The organism is Streptomyces sp. SP18CS02, assembly GCF_036322365.1.
In the GTDB taxonomy this organism is placed as follows: Bacteria; Actinomycetota; Actinomycetes; order Streptomycetales; family Streptomycetaceae; genus Streptomyces.
Genome location: NZ_JAQYXC010000288.1, coordinates 67121 through 84142, shown reverse-complemented (window position 1 = coordinate 84142; position 17022 = coordinate 67121). Strand labels below are relative to the sequence as shown.

Here is a 17022-nt window from a genome sequence, read left to right as displayed (position 1 = left end):
GTTCATAAAGGTGCCCGGCAAAAGGCCATCGCCAGTGGCCCTGTGGCCATGCGCAGGTGCGTCGAGACCGACCAACACGCGACCCCTCTCACCGACCACCGCACGCGATCGCTCGTGTGCGACCCCGCAGCGGCGAGGCCGGCCAGCGCCGGAAGGCCACTCCCCTCGACGACGGCGAACACACCATCACCTCGGCCAGCAGCGATCTCGCACTCACCGCCGCGTCAACCGCCGACGGTGCCATGGTGGCCCAAGAGGCAGACTCCGGATCAGCGTTGCAGCGCTGGACGATCGACTGACTCCCCTCGCGGATTGACCGTCCCTTCTCCGCTTCAGGGGCGCCTCGGCCGTCCGGAGCCGCGCTGCGCCGGAAAGCCCTCGCGGCGATGGTGCTGATGCAGACGGCCTTCCGGCTTCCACCTGAGTGACGGCAGGACGACTGTCGTGGACGCCGACCGGCCGGTTCACCGGGCCGCCCCACTGCCCGGGAGGTGCGGAGCCGCCGGAACGAAGACGGTGACCAGGTACGGGGAGCCGTCGTACACGGGGAACGCCCCCTCCGGGTTCGGTGGTTCTGCCCGGATGCTTGACAGGTTCGACCGGGGCTCCGAGACTCTCAGCGAAGCACATGTTCACGCAAACAAGTGCGGTGCATCGATTCGACCGTGGCGTCAGCACCGGGCCTTCTGCCCCGTTGCCTTCGCCGGGCCCCCGGTCGTCGGCCTCGCTGCACCACGCCCTCCCGGCAGCCCCCTTAAGGTCCGCACACCCGTAAGGCGACGGCTAGAGGCACCTGCCCTTGCGCCGCAAGCCCGACAGAGCCGCGCTGCTTCCAGTGCCGCTGGCCGAAGGCGCCCCGGCCCGCTCACGCGGGCGCAGCGCTGTGCGTCACCCGGCCGTCGTCCTCGAAGCGGTCTGCCCGCGACTCCGCATCCTGTCGAACGAAGGAGCAGCGCCATGATGTCCGGCCCCGCCCCCCAGCCACCTGCCGCAAGCGGCGAGCCCGGGGTTTCCCGCCGTGGAGTCCTGAGAGCAGCCGCCGCCTTCGGGGCGCTGTTCGCCCTGTCGTCGCTGCCCGAGTTCACTGCGCCTGCGGCCGCGTTGACGCGGCCGAGCACGCTGTCCCTGGTGCCGGAGAACGAGACCGTCACCCTCTGGTACCCCTCGCCGGGCCGGGAAAGCGTGATCATGGAGGAGGGTCTGCCCGTCGGCAATGGGCGGCTCGGCGCGCTGGTGTGCGGCGACCCGTCCCGGGACGCGCTCGTCCTCGCGGACGCGGCCCTGTGGACGGGGCACGCCAACGCCGAGCTCCAGTCCGACGGACAGTTCCCCTTCGGCGCGGACGACTTCGGTTCCTTCGGCATGCTGGCCAAGGCATACCTGGAGATCCCGGCCCACACCGGTTCGGCGATCAGCGGCTACCGCCGCTCCCTTGACATGAGCAACGGCCTGGTCACCGCCTCCTACCAGCTGGGCGGCGTGACGTACCGGCGCGAGGTGTTCTCCAGCCACCCCGACGACGTGATCGTCGTGCGCCTCTCGCAGAGCGGCGGCGGCTCCTACACGGGGTCGCTGACGCTCACCGGAACACGGGGCGAGACGGTGACGTCGAACGCAGCCGGGGCCGAGGTGTCGTTCGCGGCGGCGCTGCCAAACACGCTGAAGTACGCGACCCTGGTCAAGGCGGTTGGTACGGGCGGCAGCGTCTCGGCGACGGGCACGAAGGTCACGTTCACCGGCTGCACCGAGGTCGTGCTGATCCTGTCCGGCGGCACCAACTACAAGGCCGACTCCTCCGTCGCCTACAAGGACACCGCGCTGGTGCCGCTGATCGTGGCCCGTGGCAGGGCGACGGCCGCGGAGGCGGTGAGCGGCACGGCGCTGCTTGCCACGCACGTCGCGGACTTCCAGCGGCTGCAGCAGCGGATGTCGGTGAACCTGGGATCCTCGACGGCCGCGCAGCGGGCGCTGGACACCCCTGCGCGGTTGGCGGCGCGTGCCGTGCCCGGTTCCGCGCCCGACCCGGAGCTGGAGGCCGCCTACCTGCAGTTCGGCCGCTACCTGGCGATCACCGGGTCCCGGGACAGCCTTCCGACGAATCTGCAGGGGCTGTGGATCGACAGCAACACTCCCGAGTGGATGAGCGACTACCACACCGACATCAACGTCCAGATGAACTATTGGCTACCCGACCGGGCGGGCCTTTCGGAGTGCTTCGACGCGTTCACCGACTACTGTGTCGCGCAGCTGCCCGGCTGGCAGGCCAGGACGGTGAAGCTCTTCCAGGACTCCCGCAACCGGTTCCGCAACACCTCCGGCAAGGTGGCGGGCTGGACCGTGGCCATCTCCGCGAACGTGTGGGGCGGCAACGGCTGGTGGTGGCACCCGGCCGGCAACGCCTGGGTGTGCAACTCGCTGTACGAGCACTACGAGTACACCCAGGACACCACCCATCTCGCCAAGATCTACCCGCTGCTCAAGGGCGCCTGCCAGTTCTGGCAGGCACGGCTGATCACGACGACCGTCACCGACCCCGTGACCGGCGCCCCCCGCCAGGTCCTGATCGACGACCACGACTGGTCCCCGGAACACGGTCCCGACAACGCCCGGGGCATCACTTACGCCCAGGAGCTGGTCTGGCAGCTGTTCAAGAACTACCGGTCCGCCGCGGCGACACTCGGCAAGGACGCCTCCTACGCCTCCACCGTCGCCGGTCTCCAGAGCAAGCTCCACCTGCCCGAGGTCAGCGCCACCAGCGGCTGGCTGGAGGAGTGGATGAGCGATGGCGACCTCGGCGAGACCACCCACCGCCACCTCTCCGCCCACATGGGCCTGTTCCCCGGCGACCGCATCAACCTCCAGGACTCCCCCGCCGCCCTCGTCGCCGGGGCAGCCAAGCTCCTCGACGCACGTGGGACGGAAAGCTTCGGCTGGGCCACCGCATGGCGCGCCATCTGCTGGGCCCACCTCAAGGACGCCGACAAGGCGTACCAATGCGTCATGAACGTGCTGAAGCCCTCCGTCGGTTTCAGCAACGGCTCCGCCGTCAACCTCTTCGACATGTACAGCCTCGGCGGCAGGTCGGTCTTCCAGATCGACGCCAACTACGGCACGCCCGTGGCGATGCTCGACATGCTGGTCCAGTCCCGCCCCGGACGCGTCGAGCTCCTGCCCGCCCTGCCCGACGCGTGGGCCGCGTCCGGCTCGGTCACCGGCGTCGGCGTACGAGGCGGTCTCACCGTCGACCTCGGCTGGTCGTCCGGACAGGTCACGAGCGCCACGCTCCGCGGCACGGCCGGCCGGTCGGCCACCGTCGTCTTCGGCGACTGGAGCAAGACCGTCACCATTCCCTCCGGCGGGTCCGTCACCGTCACACCGCCCGCCCAGCACACCGTGTTCCAGCTGATCAACCGCCACAGCGGAAAGGCCGTCGACGTCCCCGGAGACTCCGCCGGCCCGGGCACCGAACTCATCCAGCACACGCCGAGCGAAGCGACCAGCCAGCGGTTCCGCTTCGTCCCCGTGGGAGGCGGCCTCCACGCGATCCGCACCACCCGTGGCCTGTCCTGGGACGTCAGCGGCGGCGGCACCGCCGACGGCGCGACAATCGTCCAGTGGAACCCTACCTACGCGGACAACCAGCGCTGGCGGGTGACCGACACCGGTGACGGACACGTCACCCTCACCTCTGCCCGCAGCGGCAAGGTCCTCGGCATCACCGACCGGTCGACCTCCGACGGCGCCACACTCGAACAGCAAACCGCCGACGACAGCGCCCAGCAGCAGTGGCGCCGCGTCAGCGGATGAGTCGGCAAGCCGAGCGGCCTGCGCTTTGTCACCGGCGCGACGGCGCATGCATGGCCTTCGGCGGGGAGGACCACTCACTGGTCCGGAAAGGGCCCCCCGACGCCAGTCAGGAACTGGCGACGGGCCGAGGCCGGCTGGACAGTCGTCGCGCCCCCTGCCTTGCGGGTTAGGGGTCTTTCGGACAGCTCACCGGCCGGCCGGAAGACCCGGGCCTGATCAGGACGAAGGGGTTGGGCCCGCCATGTGCCCACTGATCCACTCCATGGGCCCCTCCATGGGGGACAGATACGAGGCACCGCTGTGCGTGCCGCCCGGTATCTCCCAGAGCTTGGTGTGCACCGGCCCCTTGCCGTACGTGGCCATGAACTTCTTGACGCCGCCGATGGTCGCCTTGTTCTCCTCTGTACCGACCTGGAAGGCGATGTAGATGTCCGGGCCCTTGGCGGTCATCAGCTGCTTGGCCAGCACTTGGGGGTTGTTCTGCGCCTTCTCCTTCTCGTGGCCGCGCCACAAGGGCGAATCGGGCACGATGTCCGGGCCGTTGGCAATGGCGGTCTTGAACTTGTCGGGGTGCTTGAGTACCGTCTTGAGGCTTGCGAACCCGCCCGTGGAAGACCCCATGTAACACCAGCCATCACGGGATTTGATCGTCCGGAAGTTGGCCCGGATCAGGTTCGGCACGTCCTCGGTCAGCCACGTCCCCATCTTCGGCTGATCGGGGATATCACTGCCGTCCCAATAGATTCCCTCATCGTCCGGGCCCGGGTTGAGGACCGGCATGGCCAACAGGAACGGCTTGCTCCTGCCCTGCTCGTACCACTTCGAGACACTCTCCTGCAGCGAGACCTTGCGATCGCCGAACTCGCCCACCGACCAGTAATTGGTGTTGTACCCGGCCCCGCCGGGCAGGGCGATCATGACCGGGAAGCCACTCGCGGCGAGCTTCGGATCTTCCTTGTACTGTTTGGGTGCCCACACCCACACCTTGCCCTTGAACCCTGACTTCGCTCCGTCGAGCGTGACAACACCGACCTGTGAGCCGTCGCGGAGCGTCTTGACGTTCCTGAACTCGGCCCTCGGGCCCGTGGGCATCAGGGTGCCGGTATCGGCAGGCTTCCGGCCCGGGGCGCCACCCGTGCCTTCGGGCCTCTCGAAGCTGACCGGATCCCCCTCGTCGGTGAACGGAGGCACCTCGTAGTAGGTCATCACCGGCCAGGCGATCAGTCCGAGCCCGGTGATGTACACCACCACGCTGAACCACCGTTTGGCGCGGGACACCCGGAGATGGCCTCGGGACCGATGGACGGGGGTCGTGTGTTTCTTCGTCATCGCGCTGCTCCGGCTGTGATGGTGGGACAGGTGATCGGTTTGCCCACTCGGATGAGCGAACCGGCCCTACGGGTTCCACTCGTATCCGGTCGATCGGCTCTCCGGCACTGAACATGTCCTATGCCGTGATGCGCCTGTGCTGGCCCGAGCGCGTGCGACGGTGTCGGCCACGTCGGTCGGGACTTCCGGCCCGGGCAAAGGCGGGATGAGCGAGAAGCAGGGTCAGGAGCGTGAAGGACGCGCCGAGAGCGGGCAGGGCGGCGCCGACGTACAGTCGGTCGACAAGGCGGCCGGCGAGCGCGGTGCCGACCGCCTGCCCGGCGCCGATCGACAGGAGCAGCCAGGCGTACCCCTCGCTGTTACGGCCGGCGGGCGTGAGGTTGTCGATGCTCACGGAGGCGCTTGCCATCACCACCGTGAGGAAAGCGCCCGGCACGGCCACCGCGACGGTAGCCGCGTAGGAGCTGGTCAGAGCGAGGAGTGGGAGCCATCCGGCGAGAAAGAGGGCTGCCCCTGCCCGGAGTTGTCCGACGGCGGTGCCGGGCCAGGTGCGACGCCCGTAGAGCAGTCCGCCGAGGAGGCTGCCGGCGAAGAACGCGGCGGGCAGCGACCCGGCCAGCATGCCCGTCCCGTTGTGGTCGGCCATGGCGACCGACCACACGGACAACGCCCCGATCGCGAACCCGACACCGGAGAGCGAGACGAACAGCAGCACAAGTCCCGAGCCGGCCAGCCGCCCGGAACTGCCACCGGCGGGGGCGGCGGGCCGCCGCCTTCGGGACGGCGGTGCGGAGACGACGACGGCACTGCCGGACAGACCGAGGACGGCGGCGGCCACGAGTGCGAGCGAGGGGCTGTGTACGGAGGCGAGCACGGCGACGAGCAGCGGACCGGCGATGTACAGCAGGCCCTGGGTGCCGGTGTCGAGGGAGAGCGCGGCGTGCCGGAGGCGCGGGTCGGGGACCACGCTGGGCCACAGGGATCGCAACCCGGTTTCGAGAGCCGGCGCGGACGCGCCCGCGGCAACGGTGACGACCGTGGCCAGCGCCGGCCCGCCGTGCGGGCCTGCGAGGGGAAGAGCGAGGAGAAGCGCCGAGTTGAGCACGGCGGCGGGCGTGTGGACGGCTGGGTGACCGTACCGGTCGAGCAGGCGTCCCTTGACGGGTTGTGACAGCGCCGAGGCCAGCGCGTACAGGGCGCTGAGCACTCCGCCGAATGCGAGGCCGCCGCCGTTCGCGGTCGTCCAGAGCAGGATCGCGACGGGTGCCATGCCGTTGGGTAGGCGGCCGACCAGGGTGCCGCCGAGGAGGCGGGCGACGTGCGGGGCGCACAGCACCGTGCCGTAGGGGTTGCGCGGTGCGGGGGCCGCCGGACAGGTGTTCAGGGGCAATGAGAGCTCCTCAGACAGGGGGAGGCATGGTGGTGCTCCACCGCTGGCGAGTGGGTGCGGAAGGCGCAGGCGGGGGTGCGGCCCCCACGGCTGGTCACTGGTTTTCGTGACCCGGGCGCGCGATGCCGCCGCGGGGGGCGCTGCTTCCACTCGGCGGCCGAGTCGAGTGCCGTCGTCTGCCGCGGTCCGGTGCGTCCCGGCAGGGGCAGCGATGAGGCCGTCGAGCCTGACCGCCGGACGGCGATCCGGTGGGCGCCCCGGAGCTGTTCCCCGTGGAGCGAGGGCGGCACCCGCTGGACGGGTGCGGTCTGCCCGCCGTGCCACGCCATGACGGCCGGGCACGGCGGAGAGGACTTCTCGGCGGAGTCATGGCGACGGCGCGTCGCGGGCGCCGGCTGACTGCTGGTCCGCCCGCACGAGGGTGTGGTCGCCACGATGATGTACCCGCCGTGCCGTCGCGGTCTCCGTGGTCCCTCACCGGGCCTGGACTGCGGCAGACGGTGAGCTCACCGGGGGCCGTGAGGCGGTGGTGACGATCAGTGAGTTCCGCAGACGGCAGTGACCGGGCGGGGCCTCAGTACTCCTCGCCTTTCCTGACCGTGAGGTTGGCGGGAATGGGGGGCAGGAGGCGCTGCCGTGTGGTGACCTCCCGGATGGTGAGGGGGTCGGTGTAGGTGTGCCGTGCGGCCGGGGAGAAGGTGAGCCGAGGTCCGCTGGTACGGAGATTGCCGCCGGTGGGAGTGGGGCCCTTCAGGGCGGGGAGCCGGTAGGCGGTGGTTTTGCGCAGTGCCTGGTCCATGAAGTCGGCGGTCAGCTGGGCGACCTGGTCGCGTGCCGTGGCGGGTTCGGTGACTTTGGAGGCACTGCAGCCGCCGTTGTCCTTGGCCGGGTCGAGGTTGGTGTTGAGCATGGCGTGGCCGGTGCCGGCGAGCAGCACGTCGGCGGCCACCATGGTGGAGCGGGACTTGGCCAGGGCTTTCACACCGGCCAGTCCGGCTTCGGGCCCGGTGTCCTCGTCGCAGGCACCGCGGATGTTCAGTACGGGTACTGTGTGGCGGGCCGCGGTGTCCGAGCCGGGCTGGATCGATACGGCAGCGAAGAGCCCAGGGCGTCGGGCCGAGTGCTCCAGGACGTATCCACCTCCACGGCTGTGACCCACCAGGCCGACCCGGGAGGTGTCGATCCGGCCTTTGGCGCCGTCGATGGCCAGTCCGCGGTTGTTGCCTCGGCCGAGGTCGGCGAGCAGTTTCAGGTGCGCGTCGACCAGTTGGGTGTACGCCCTCGCGGGATCGGTCGCCTCACCGCCCCACCACGCCTCGGCACCCGTCACATCGATGGAGACGGCGACGAACCCTTTGCGGGCCAGGGCCTGCACGAGGTGGGACAGACCGGCGTCGTGGCGCAGGTAGTCCGGGCCGACACCCTGCACCGGCTTCTTGGCGTCGGCGCAGACCAGCGGCCAGGTCGTCTTCACCGGCCGGGCTGCCACGCCGTTGTCCTCGGCGCCCGGTTCCACGCAGGTGGGGTGGCTGCCGTGCATGACGACGACGACCGGACGGGCTCCCTTGCCCTGGGGTATGCCCAGCACACCGTGCGCCTGGGAAGGCCCGAGCCCTGCGTCGTCGGAGCTGTTCTGGACGACACCGGGAGGCAGCTGGTACTGGACGAGCATCGGCGGGGCCGGTGCGACCGGCTGCGCCTTCGTATGGGCGGGCTGCCCTGTCCTCGACGTCCTCGACCTGTCCGGCTGGGGCTTCGGCAGGTACTCCGCCTCGGAGGAGGGGCGAGCGGTGGCGGGAGTGGCCGCCGTGATTCCCGCGTCGGAAGCGGCACAGGCCGAGGCACCCGCCATGAACAGGGACGTGGCTGCGGCGACGGCCCCCATGTATACGGTTCTTGTTCTTGTCACGCCAGGCATGATGCGGATTCGGGCAACGAGGTTCAGCCATCGCTGTAGATATGTGAGCGTCTCTGTTCTCTTCGGCGATGGTTGCCGTCCACACCTGTCTGCTGCACCCACCGGACCGCCTGTCCTGGTGATGACGACACACTCGGTGGACGGCGAACTCAGACCGGGATACGGAGTGATCCTGGCACCACATCTTCAGCCACGCCTCTACCCAGTGGCCGGTTTTGAGTGCATGCTGTGTGCCCACGGCGCTCGCACACCGTCGGGCAGCCGCTGCTCCGTTCCGCGTCGCCGCCCGGGGCGGGGCGGCCGCCCATCCGTATCTCACGGGAGCCGGACGCACGCCCCGAGCGACTGGAGGCTCGATGTCTAACGAATGCCATCCCCGCGCCTTGCCCCTGTCGGCCGGGCTCCCGGTCCGCGCGATCAGCACCACCACTGACATGCCCCTCTGGGATGTGGAGTTGCTGAAGCGGTATCCATCGGTCCGAGCGGTGGCCGAACGCTGGATCGCCCTGGAGAAGGAGCTGACGGAACCCCGTTGATCCAGAGTGCGCGCCGATGGACGGGCCAATGGGCTGTGATCCCATGAGCGCACGGACGGACGGTACTCCGGAGCCGCAGCGTGTCCGTGCGCGCGCGAGGGGGCGACGCGGGGACGGCCGCCATCACGCGCTCAGGCCCCCGGCGTGTCCGGCGTGTCCGGGGTGTCCGCCAGGATCAGGTGGCCCACTTGCTCACCCAGGACGGTGCGCGCCTGCGTGCCGAGGCCGTCGTCGGACACGAAATAGTCGATCTCGGACAGGCTGGCGAACCGGCTGAGGCCGACGATGCCCCACTTGCTGTGGTCGGCCACCACAGCCAACTGCGTGGCGGCGGCGATCATGGCGCGGTTGGTCTCGGCCTCCGCGAGATTCGGGGTTGTCACGCCTGCGCGTTCGGACACACCGTGAGCGCCGACGATCAGCAGATCGACCTGCAGTGCGCGGATCGCCTGATCCGCCAACGGCCCGACGAGAGACGCCGACTTCGTGGGCGCGCCGCCCGTCACCAGCACGGTCGGGCCGGCAGGTCCGGTCCCCGCCCCGGACGGCCGCAACAGCTCCGCGACGGGCAGGGAATTGGTCACCACCGTCAGACCCGGAATCTCCTTGAGCCTGTGCGCCACGGCGAACGTCGTCGTCCCCCCGGAGATCGCCACGACACTGCCGGGCTTCACAAGCTCGGCCGCCGCTTCGGCGACCGCCGCCTTCGCCATCGACTCAAGGGTGGACTTCGTTTCGAACCCGGGCTCGTCGGCCGTGGTCGCTGATGTCCTCACCGCACCGCCATGCACCTTCTCGACGGATCCGGCCCTGGCCAGCACGTCCAGATCACGACGGATGGTCATGTCGGAGACCCCGAGCTGCTCCACGAGGGCGGCCACGCGAACCGCGCCCTCGCGGCGCACGATGTCGAGGATCAGCTCCCTCCGCTGCGGCGCCAGCGGTGTCGACCCTGTCACACTTCCCACCCGATGATCTCTGAGCGAATTCCAGGCCGAGAAAAATTGTACACGGCATCCATCACGCTCAAACAGTATCCGGATACCGCCTCCTTGCACCCGAACCAGTTCATCTCGGGCTCTTTTTGTGCCATTGCGCCTGCTTCGGCGGGCAATCGGATAGGTGATTCAGAAGAATCCGGAACTGAAGTCGGGCGCGAGGGAGGTGAATCCCCCACGGAGACCCAGAGCCGCACCAGGACGCCTTTCTCCGCCCGGCGGTGCCCGCTCCGGTTCCTGTGGCGGCTCGCATCCCCCTGTGCGGCCGCTGGGGTCCCATGAGGCGCACCGCCCACAGCTCGCCGCTCGCGCACAGCCCCCTGCCGCGGCCATGTCTCCCGGAGGGCCTCGAACCGCCCGTCGCTCCCAGCACCCGCAGCCGGTCCGTGTCGGGGTTCTCGCACGCATCCGCCTCCGAAGGGTGGTGCCTGTCGATGTCGGCGCGACGGCCGCTCCCCGGCGCTCACACCGCCACCCGCGGCGGGGTGTCCGTGTACCGGGGCAGGGGCGGCATCGGCACATCCGGCGAGGTCCGCCCCTTGCGGGACGGACCTCGTACCGGCTTGTGGCGGTATCGCCTCGGCGGTGTGTGTCAGTGGGGCAGACCGACGGCGCGTTCGCCGCTTCGGCGTTGCTGGATGACGACGGCCGCGACGAGGAGGGCGCCCTGGGCGACGTTCTGCCAGAAGGTGTTGATGCCTTCGACCGTGAGGCCGTTCTCCAGGGCACCGAGCAGGGCCACCGCGAGGAGCGTGCCGCCGATGCCGCCCTTACCGCCCTTGAGGGCACAGCCTCCGAGGGCGGCGGCGGTGATGGCCTTGAGCTCCAGACCCTCGCTGCCGGAGACGGGCTGTCCCGACCCGGTGCGGGCGGTCAGGAGGATGCCGGCGATGGCGGCGACGACACCGATGAGGGCGTAGACGGCCACCAGGTACTTGTTGATGTTGATGCCGGCGAGCCTGGCGGCGGTGTCGTTGCCGCCGATCGCGTAGATGTTGCGGCCCAGGTCGGTGTACTTGAGCATGATGTGCACCGCGAGGGCGACGACGACCAGGATCCAGATCATCACCGGTATGCCGGCGATCTTTCCGCGACCGAGGAACACGAAGAGCGGGTCGTTGAGGACGTAGCCCTGTGCGCGGCCGTCGGAGACGAGCTGGGCCACGCCCTTGTAGGCCGCCAGGCCGGCGAGTGTCGCGATGGTGGGGTTGACGCGTCCGTAGACGATGACGATGCCGTTGACGACACCGACCAGGATTCCGATGCCTACCGCCGCGGCGATGCCGAGGTAGGGGTTGGAGCCGGTGGAGGTGAAGGCCATGGCGCTGACGACGGAGGCCAGGCCGGCCTGGGAGCCGACCGAGATGTCGAGGCCGCCGCAGATGATGACCACCGTCTGGACGATCGCGAGCAGGCCCGTGATCGTCACGGCCTCGCCGATGACCTGGATGTTGGCGAGGCTGAGGTAGTTGTCGTTGAGCGCGCCGAACAGCGCCAGCACCAGGACGAGAGCGCCGATCAGGCTGAGGTTTTGACCGCCGAGCGTGGAGAGGAGGGCCCGTCCTGATCTCTGCTCCGGGGCAGGGATGCTTTCGGTCGTCGTCGGCGTCTGGGTGGTGGTCATCGAGCGTCTCCATCGGCGGAGTCAGTGTGCGGTCGGTCGGATGCGACGGGGGCGAGGTCGTCGGCCATGGCAAGGGCGAGAATGGCTTCCTCGGTGGCTTCCGCGCGGGTGAGTTCGCCCGTGATGTGACCGTTCTGCATCACGGCGATCCGGTCGGCGAGGCCGAGGACCTCCGGCAGTTCGGAGGAGATCACCAGCAGGGCGACCCCCTCGCCGGCGAGGTCGGCGATGATGCGGTAGATCTCCGCCTTGGCACCGATGTCGATGCCGCGGGTGGGTTCGTCGAGGATCAGGACCTTGGGCTTGCGCAGCAGCCAGCGGGCGAGGACGACCTTCTGCTGGTTGCCGCCCGACAGTTTGCGCACTTCGTGCTCGATCGAGGGCGTGCGGACCCGCAGCCGGTCGGAGAACTGCTGAGCCACCTCCTTCTCCTGACGGCTCTGGACGAAGCGCCAGCGGCGCAGGCGCTCCAGGCTCACCAGTGAGGTGTTGTCCCGGATCGAGCGGTGCAGGAACAACGCCTGTGCCTTGCGCTCCTCGGGGGCGAGGCCGATGCTGGCGCGGATCGCGTCCCGGGGACTGCGCAGCCGCAAGGGCCGGCCGTTCATGAGTATCCGGCCTGATCGGATCGGCTTGTCTCCGGCGAGGGCGAGCGCCAGCTCGGACCGTCCGGCTCCCATCAGACCGGCGAGTGCGACGACCTCTCCGGCCCGGATGTGCAGGTTGACGCCGGACACGTCGTCGGTGGTGACGTCTTCCAGTCGCAGGACGACCTCGTCGCGGGCGACGTCCTGCCGTACGAACAGGGAGGACAGGTCTCGGCCCACCATCATGCGGACGACTTCGCCCTCGTCGGTCTGCCCGGCGTCGAGCACGCCGGCGACCGCGCCGTCGCGCAGGACGGCTATGCGGTCGGCGAGACGGAAGATCTCCTTCATCCGATGGGATACGTAGATGACGGCGATGCCCTGGGCCCGGAGACGGTCGATCAGGGCGAACAACGCCTCTGCCTCGTTCTCGGACAACGAAGAAGTGGGCTCATCGAAGGCGATCACCTTCGCGTCGCCGGTGAGGGCGCGCAGGATCTCCACCAACTGGCGTTGTGCGGGAGTGAGTTCGGACCCGAGCTGGTCGGGGTGGATGACCTTCTCGAAGCCGAGCCGGGCCAGGTCGGTGGTGATACGGCGCCGCAGCTCGGCACGGTCGAGGCGGCGGCCGGCCTTCCTGGGCAGGGAACCGGCGTAGACGTTCTCGGCGACGGAGACGTGCGGGATGATCTCGGGTTCCTGCGGGATGATGCGGATCCCGGCCTTGCGGGCCTCGTGCGGAGAGGACAGGGTCAGTGGGCGTCCCTCCCACACGATGCTCCCCTCCGTGGGCTGGTGGTCACCGGTGAGGATCTTCAGCAGCGTGGACTTGCCCGCGCCGTTCTCGCCCATGAGGGCTGTCACCTGGCCGGGGGGAAAGGCGAGGGTGACACCGCTGAGTGCCTGTACGGCACCGAAGCGCTTGGTGATGTTCTCGACGGAGATCTCTGCGCCGGAACGATGGACAGAAGCAGCGGAGGCTGGCGGCTCTGTACCGGCTGTGGTCATGGGGGGCCTCACAGGCTGGGGAAACGTGTGCCGGATCAGCGGCACTACTGGCCGGCGGTGGTCGGGGCGGGAGCGGCGCCGACGCGGCAGCCGCGCCCGCCCGGGCGGTGGTGGTGAGTCAGCCGCAGGTGACGCCGGCTGCCTTCCAGTTGGAGGCGTCGACCATCTTCGTCGGCGCGAAGGCCTCCTTCGGGAAGTCCTTGCCGTTCTTGAGCTTGTCGTACATGGTCTGAACGGCCAGGGCACCGACGTCCTTGCCGTTGATGAAGAGCGCGGCCTTCATCCCGGAGGGCTTGCCCGAGCTCCAGTTCTTGCAGGCGAGATAGGCGCCGAGGCCCACACCGATCACGTCGTTCGCCTTGAAGCCGGCGTTCTCCAGCGCGGTGACACCACCCTGGACGTTCTCGTCGTTGCAGCCCCACACCACCCAGTGCTTGACCGACGGGTTCGCCGTGATGGTCGCGGCTATCTTGTCCTGCGCACCCGTCGGGCTGTTGTCCGTCGGCACGTCGATGTTGGCCACGTTGGCGCCGGCCGCCAGAGCGAACGCCTTCTTCGAGGCGTTCACACGATCGGTGCAGACGGTGACGTCCTGCTTCCACGCCGAGATGGTGCGCGTCTCGGCAGGATTCCAGCCGGCCTTCTTGAACTCCTCGGCGGCGCGCTTGCCGACCTCACCGCCCATCTGCTCACCGCTGAACCCGATCCGCGGCACCAGGTCGTCGGGGCCACACGTGGTCGGGTTCGGGCCGCTGCTACAGATCTGGTCGTCCGAGGTCAGGAGCGCCACCTTCGCCTTCTTCGCCAGCTGGACGACCTGCGGCCCCACAGCCGGATCGGGAACGACGACGATCAGCCCGTTGCTCTTCTGCGAGATCGCCGCCTGGGCCTCGCTCACGGTCTTGTTCGCGTCGTTGCCCAGGTTCACGATCTTCAGGTCGACCCCGAGCTCGTCGGCCTTGGCCTTGGCGCCGGCGGCCTCACCGATGAAGTACTCCTGATCACCCTGCTTCTGAAGGTAGGTCAGGGAAATCTTCCCGTCGACCTTCGCCACATCGGTGCCTTCGGCCTTCGTCTCCTGGCCGCTGGAGCAGGCGGACAGGACGAGCATCGCGGCCAGGCCGACTGCCGCGGCCGCCACCGGTCGGCGGTTGTGGTGAGTGAGCATGTCATTCCCTTTGCTTGGACGGGCGGCACAGGACCGACCGGTGAGGCTCGCGCCAGGTGATGGGGTTTCGCATCGGCCGTCGCCGCGTTCGCTGCCGACGGCCGTGGGCCGGGCAGTGCCGGATAAGGAGAAGGAACCGTGCGTTCCGACTCCACGTGTCGGGCTGGCCCGGTGTTTCGGCTGTTCGACCTCACGTTGAAGTCACCGCAGCCGGTCGGTTTCGAACTTGATGCAACAGAGAAAATCGCTGTTTCCGTCAGAAGTCAACAGGATGAAGGGCAGGTCTCGGATTGATGCATCGCCGTGACCTACGAGCCGCCTTCGACCCCAAATCCCCGGCCCACGCGGCAGTTGCCCCGCGGGGCACCCTTGATGGGCAATTGATTGAAGGTGAAACCATGAGAAACGGCCCATGCCGAACCCGAGAGGCGCCGCGCGGGCGCCGTCCCCCTCCAGCCCGGCCCTCCCCCGTACCGCCCGCGCCCGCATCGGCACGCCCCTTGCCGCACCGAATGCAGGGGCGTTGACTTTCCACCACAGATGTTTGATTCTGTGCACTCATGATCAAGGCCTGAGGCAGCCAGGACGTGAGCCGGCCAGGAGCCGAACCTCGTGACGAAGCCCAGCATCACGCCGGCGGACCGTCGGTCGACCGGTCTGCTGCGATCGTTGAGGCCTCAGCCCTTCGCGGCGCCTCGGGCACCGTGTCAGGCCGATCCGAGAAGTCGGCCGGCCGCCCATCGGCGAGCCGGCCGTTGCACGCCGCCTCCCTGCGGCGCGCGGACGGATCACCCCAGCGGCAGCGAGGCGCGATCCGCCCATCAACGAGCGTCACAGCGACATGGGGCCCCTCCCGCATCGGAGGGGTACGAGGGGAGCGTGCGAGACGCCGCGGGCGGAGCGAGACCCCGCGGACGCGACCTATGGCGTCCGGGCGCCGCGGATGTCGTCGAGGTGGACCTCGACCCAGGTCCGGAGCTGTCGCAGTGGCTCCGCGACACTGTGGCCGAGCTCGGTGAGCGCGTACTCCACGTGCAGCGGCACCGCCGGATAGACGGTCCGATCGACGAATCCCCTCTCCTCCAGACGACGTAGCGTGTTGGTCAGCACCTTCGGGCTGACCCCCTCCAGACGGCGCCGGAGAGCACCGAAGCGCTGTGGTCCCTCTTCCAAGGCCCCGATCGCGAGTGCCGACCATTTGTTGGCCAGCAGGTCGAGCACCTCACGGCACGGGCACTGCGCCGCGTAGACGTCGTGCCGGGCGGCCGTGCATCCCGTATCCATCGGTCGTACCCACCTTTCATTGCTTCTACCTCGATGTTTCCCAAAGGAAAGTAGCTTCCCTTGCAGGTTACTGCCCTCCTGCGGATACCTTGCGGAAGGTGATCGCCGGCCTTGCCCAGGCACGCGCCGCAGCCGGGTCCGTGCCAGGCGGCCCTTACCGGGCGACGATGCACGACACGGGCGAACCCCTTCCACCACGGGTTTCCACGCGCTTCGGGTATCCCCAGGGCGCGTTCCGCGGGCAGCCCGCCACCAGCAGTGACCACAGTGAGGAGATCCAGCATGAGTGACACCCCCAAGACGATGCCGGCAGTCGCCTGCCGCGAAAGCCTGCCGCTCCAGGACGACGCGAGCCTCGTGGACGTCGAACTGCCGGTTCCGCAGCCGGGCCCACGTGACCTGCTCGTCCAGGTGGAGGCCGTCGCGGTCAACCCGGTCGACTACAAGGTGCGCCAGAGCAGCGTTCCGGGCGGGGAGCCCAGGGTGCTGGGCTGGGACGCCGCGGGAACGGTCGTCGCGGTCGGCGACGACGTCACGCTGTTCGCGGTCGGCGACGAGGTCTATTACGCCGGTGCCCTCGACCGGCCAGGTACCAACGCGCGTTTCCACGTCGTCGACGAGAGGATCGTCGGGCGAAAGCCCGCCACGCTCTCCTTCACCGAGTCGGCGGCGTTGCCGCTCACCTCGCTCACCGCCTGGGAGGGTCTCTTCGAACGGCTGGGTCTGCGCGAAGGGGCTCCGGAGCAGACCGGCACACTGCTCGTGACCGCGGCGGCAGGCGGTGTGGGCGCGATGGTGGCACAGCTCGCCCGCGCGCTCACCGGTCTGACGGTGATCGGAACCGCGTCACGGCCCGAGACGGTCGCGTTCGCCCGCCGGATGGGCGTCACGCACGTGGTCGACCACCACCGCCCGCTGCCGGACCAAGTGGCCGAGGTCGCACCTGACGGAGTGGGATACGTCTTCAGCACGGCCGGGACCGACCGGAACCTCGCGGCCTACGCGGACATGCTCAAGCCGTTCGGCCGGCTCGTCGCCATCGACGACTTCGGTCCGGTGGAGATCGGCCTGCTGAAGTCGAAGAGCATCTCCTTCCACTGGGAGTTGATGTTCACCCGCTCGCTGTACCGGACTCCCGACCAGGTGACCCAGCACCAGATCCTCACGCGTGTCGCCGAGCTCGTGGACGCGGGCACCGTCTCCACGACGGCCACGAAGGACCTCGGCACGATCAACGCCGCCCACCTTCGCGAAGCCCACCAGATCATGGAATCCGGGAGTGCGATCGGCAAGATCACGCTCACGGGCTTCTGACCCGCCGGCAGGGACGTCCGCATCTTCCCGGGTGGGAGCCGACGGCCGGCCGTCGCCGC

Annotated in this window: 11 protein-coding genes; 3 read left to right on the top strand and 8 right to left on the bottom strand. The window is 69.2% G+C overall.

The annotated features are described in order from the left end of the window. The first annotated feature begins 116 nt into the window (after positions 1–116). Positions 117–299 carry an RICIN domain-containing protein gene (locus PUR26_RS18915; protein WP_329873584.1) on the top strand — a complete coding sequence of 61 codons (183 nt, stop codon included), beginning with the start codon at positions 117–119 and terminating at the stop codon, positions 297–299. Between the two features lie 658 nt (positions 300–957). Further along, positions 958–3807 (top strand): glycosyl hydrolase family 95 catalytic domain-containing protein, encoded by a 2850-nt coding sequence (locus tag PUR26_RS18910; protein WP_329873583.1) that lies wholly within the window; start codon positions 958–960, stop codon positions 3805–3807. A 216-nt stretch (positions 3808–4023) separates the two neighbouring features. Here the strand turns inward: PUR26_RS18910 and PUR26_RS18905 are convergent, their stop codons facing one another. From PUR26_RS18905 to PUR26_RS18870, 8 genes are all read right to left on the bottom strand, one after another. After that, positions 4024–5058 carry an alpha/beta hydrolase gene (locus PUR26_RS18905; protein ID WP_329873582.1) on the bottom strand — a complete coding sequence of 345 codons (1035 nt, stop codon included), beginning with the start codon at positions 5056–5058 and terminating at the stop codon, positions 4024–4026. 196 nt (positions 5059–5254) lie between these two features. Further along, a complete protein-coding gene (locus tag PUR26_RS18900) occupies positions 5255–6526 on the bottom strand; it encodes an MFS transporter (RefSeq protein WP_329873581.1) in 1272 nt (423 codons plus the stop codon). 574 nt (positions 6527–7100) lie between these two features. Then, the gene (locus tag PUR26_RS18895; protein ID WP_329873580.1) at positions 7101–8435 is read right to left on the bottom strand and encodes a dienelactone hydrolase family protein; all 1335 of its coding nucleotides are present in this window, start codon (positions 8433–8435) and stop codon (positions 7101–7103) included. Between the two features lie 676 nt (positions 8436–9111). Next, positions 9112–9939 carry a DeoR/GlpR family DNA-binding transcription regulator gene (locus tag PUR26_RS18890; protein ID WP_329873849.1) on the bottom strand — a complete coding sequence of 276 codons (828 nt, stop codon included), beginning with the start codon at positions 9937–9939 and terminating at the stop codon, positions 9112–9114. Positions 9940–10570: 631 nt separating this feature from the next. Further along, complete coding sequence (locus PUR26_RS18885; protein ID WP_329873579.1) at positions 10571–11602, bottom strand: ABC transporter permease; 1032 nt, start codon at positions 11600–11602, stop codon at positions 10571–10573. Further along, positions 11599–13197, bottom strand: coding sequence for a sugar ABC transporter ATP-binding protein (locus PUR26_RS18880; RefSeq protein WP_329873578.1), 1599 nt, complete (start codon positions 13195–13197; stop codon positions 11599–11601). The genes PUR26_RS18885 and PUR26_RS18880 overlap by 4 nt, the downstream gene beginning before the upstream one ends. Before the next feature lie 118 nt (positions 13198–13315). Further along, the gene (locus PUR26_RS18875) at positions 13316–14365 is read right to left on the bottom strand and encodes a substrate-binding domain-containing protein (protein ID WP_329873577.1); all 1050 of its coding nucleotides are present in this window, start codon (positions 14363–14365) and stop codon (positions 13316–13318) included. A 921-nt stretch (positions 14366–15286) separates the two neighbouring features. Further along, complete coding sequence (locus tag PUR26_RS18870; protein WP_329873576.1) at positions 15287–15649, bottom strand: winged helix-turn-helix transcriptional regulator; 363 nt, start codon at positions 15647–15649, stop codon at positions 15287–15289. A 282-nt stretch (positions 15650–15931) separates the two neighbouring features. Between PUR26_RS18870 and PUR26_RS18865 the strand changes: the two genes are divergently transcribed. Beyond that, complete coding sequence (locus tag PUR26_RS18865; RefSeq protein ID WP_329873575.1) at positions 15932–16963, top strand: zinc-binding alcohol dehydrogenase family protein; 1032 nt, start codon at positions 15932–15934, stop codon at positions 16961–16963. Positions 16964–17022: the final 59 nt, after the last annotated feature.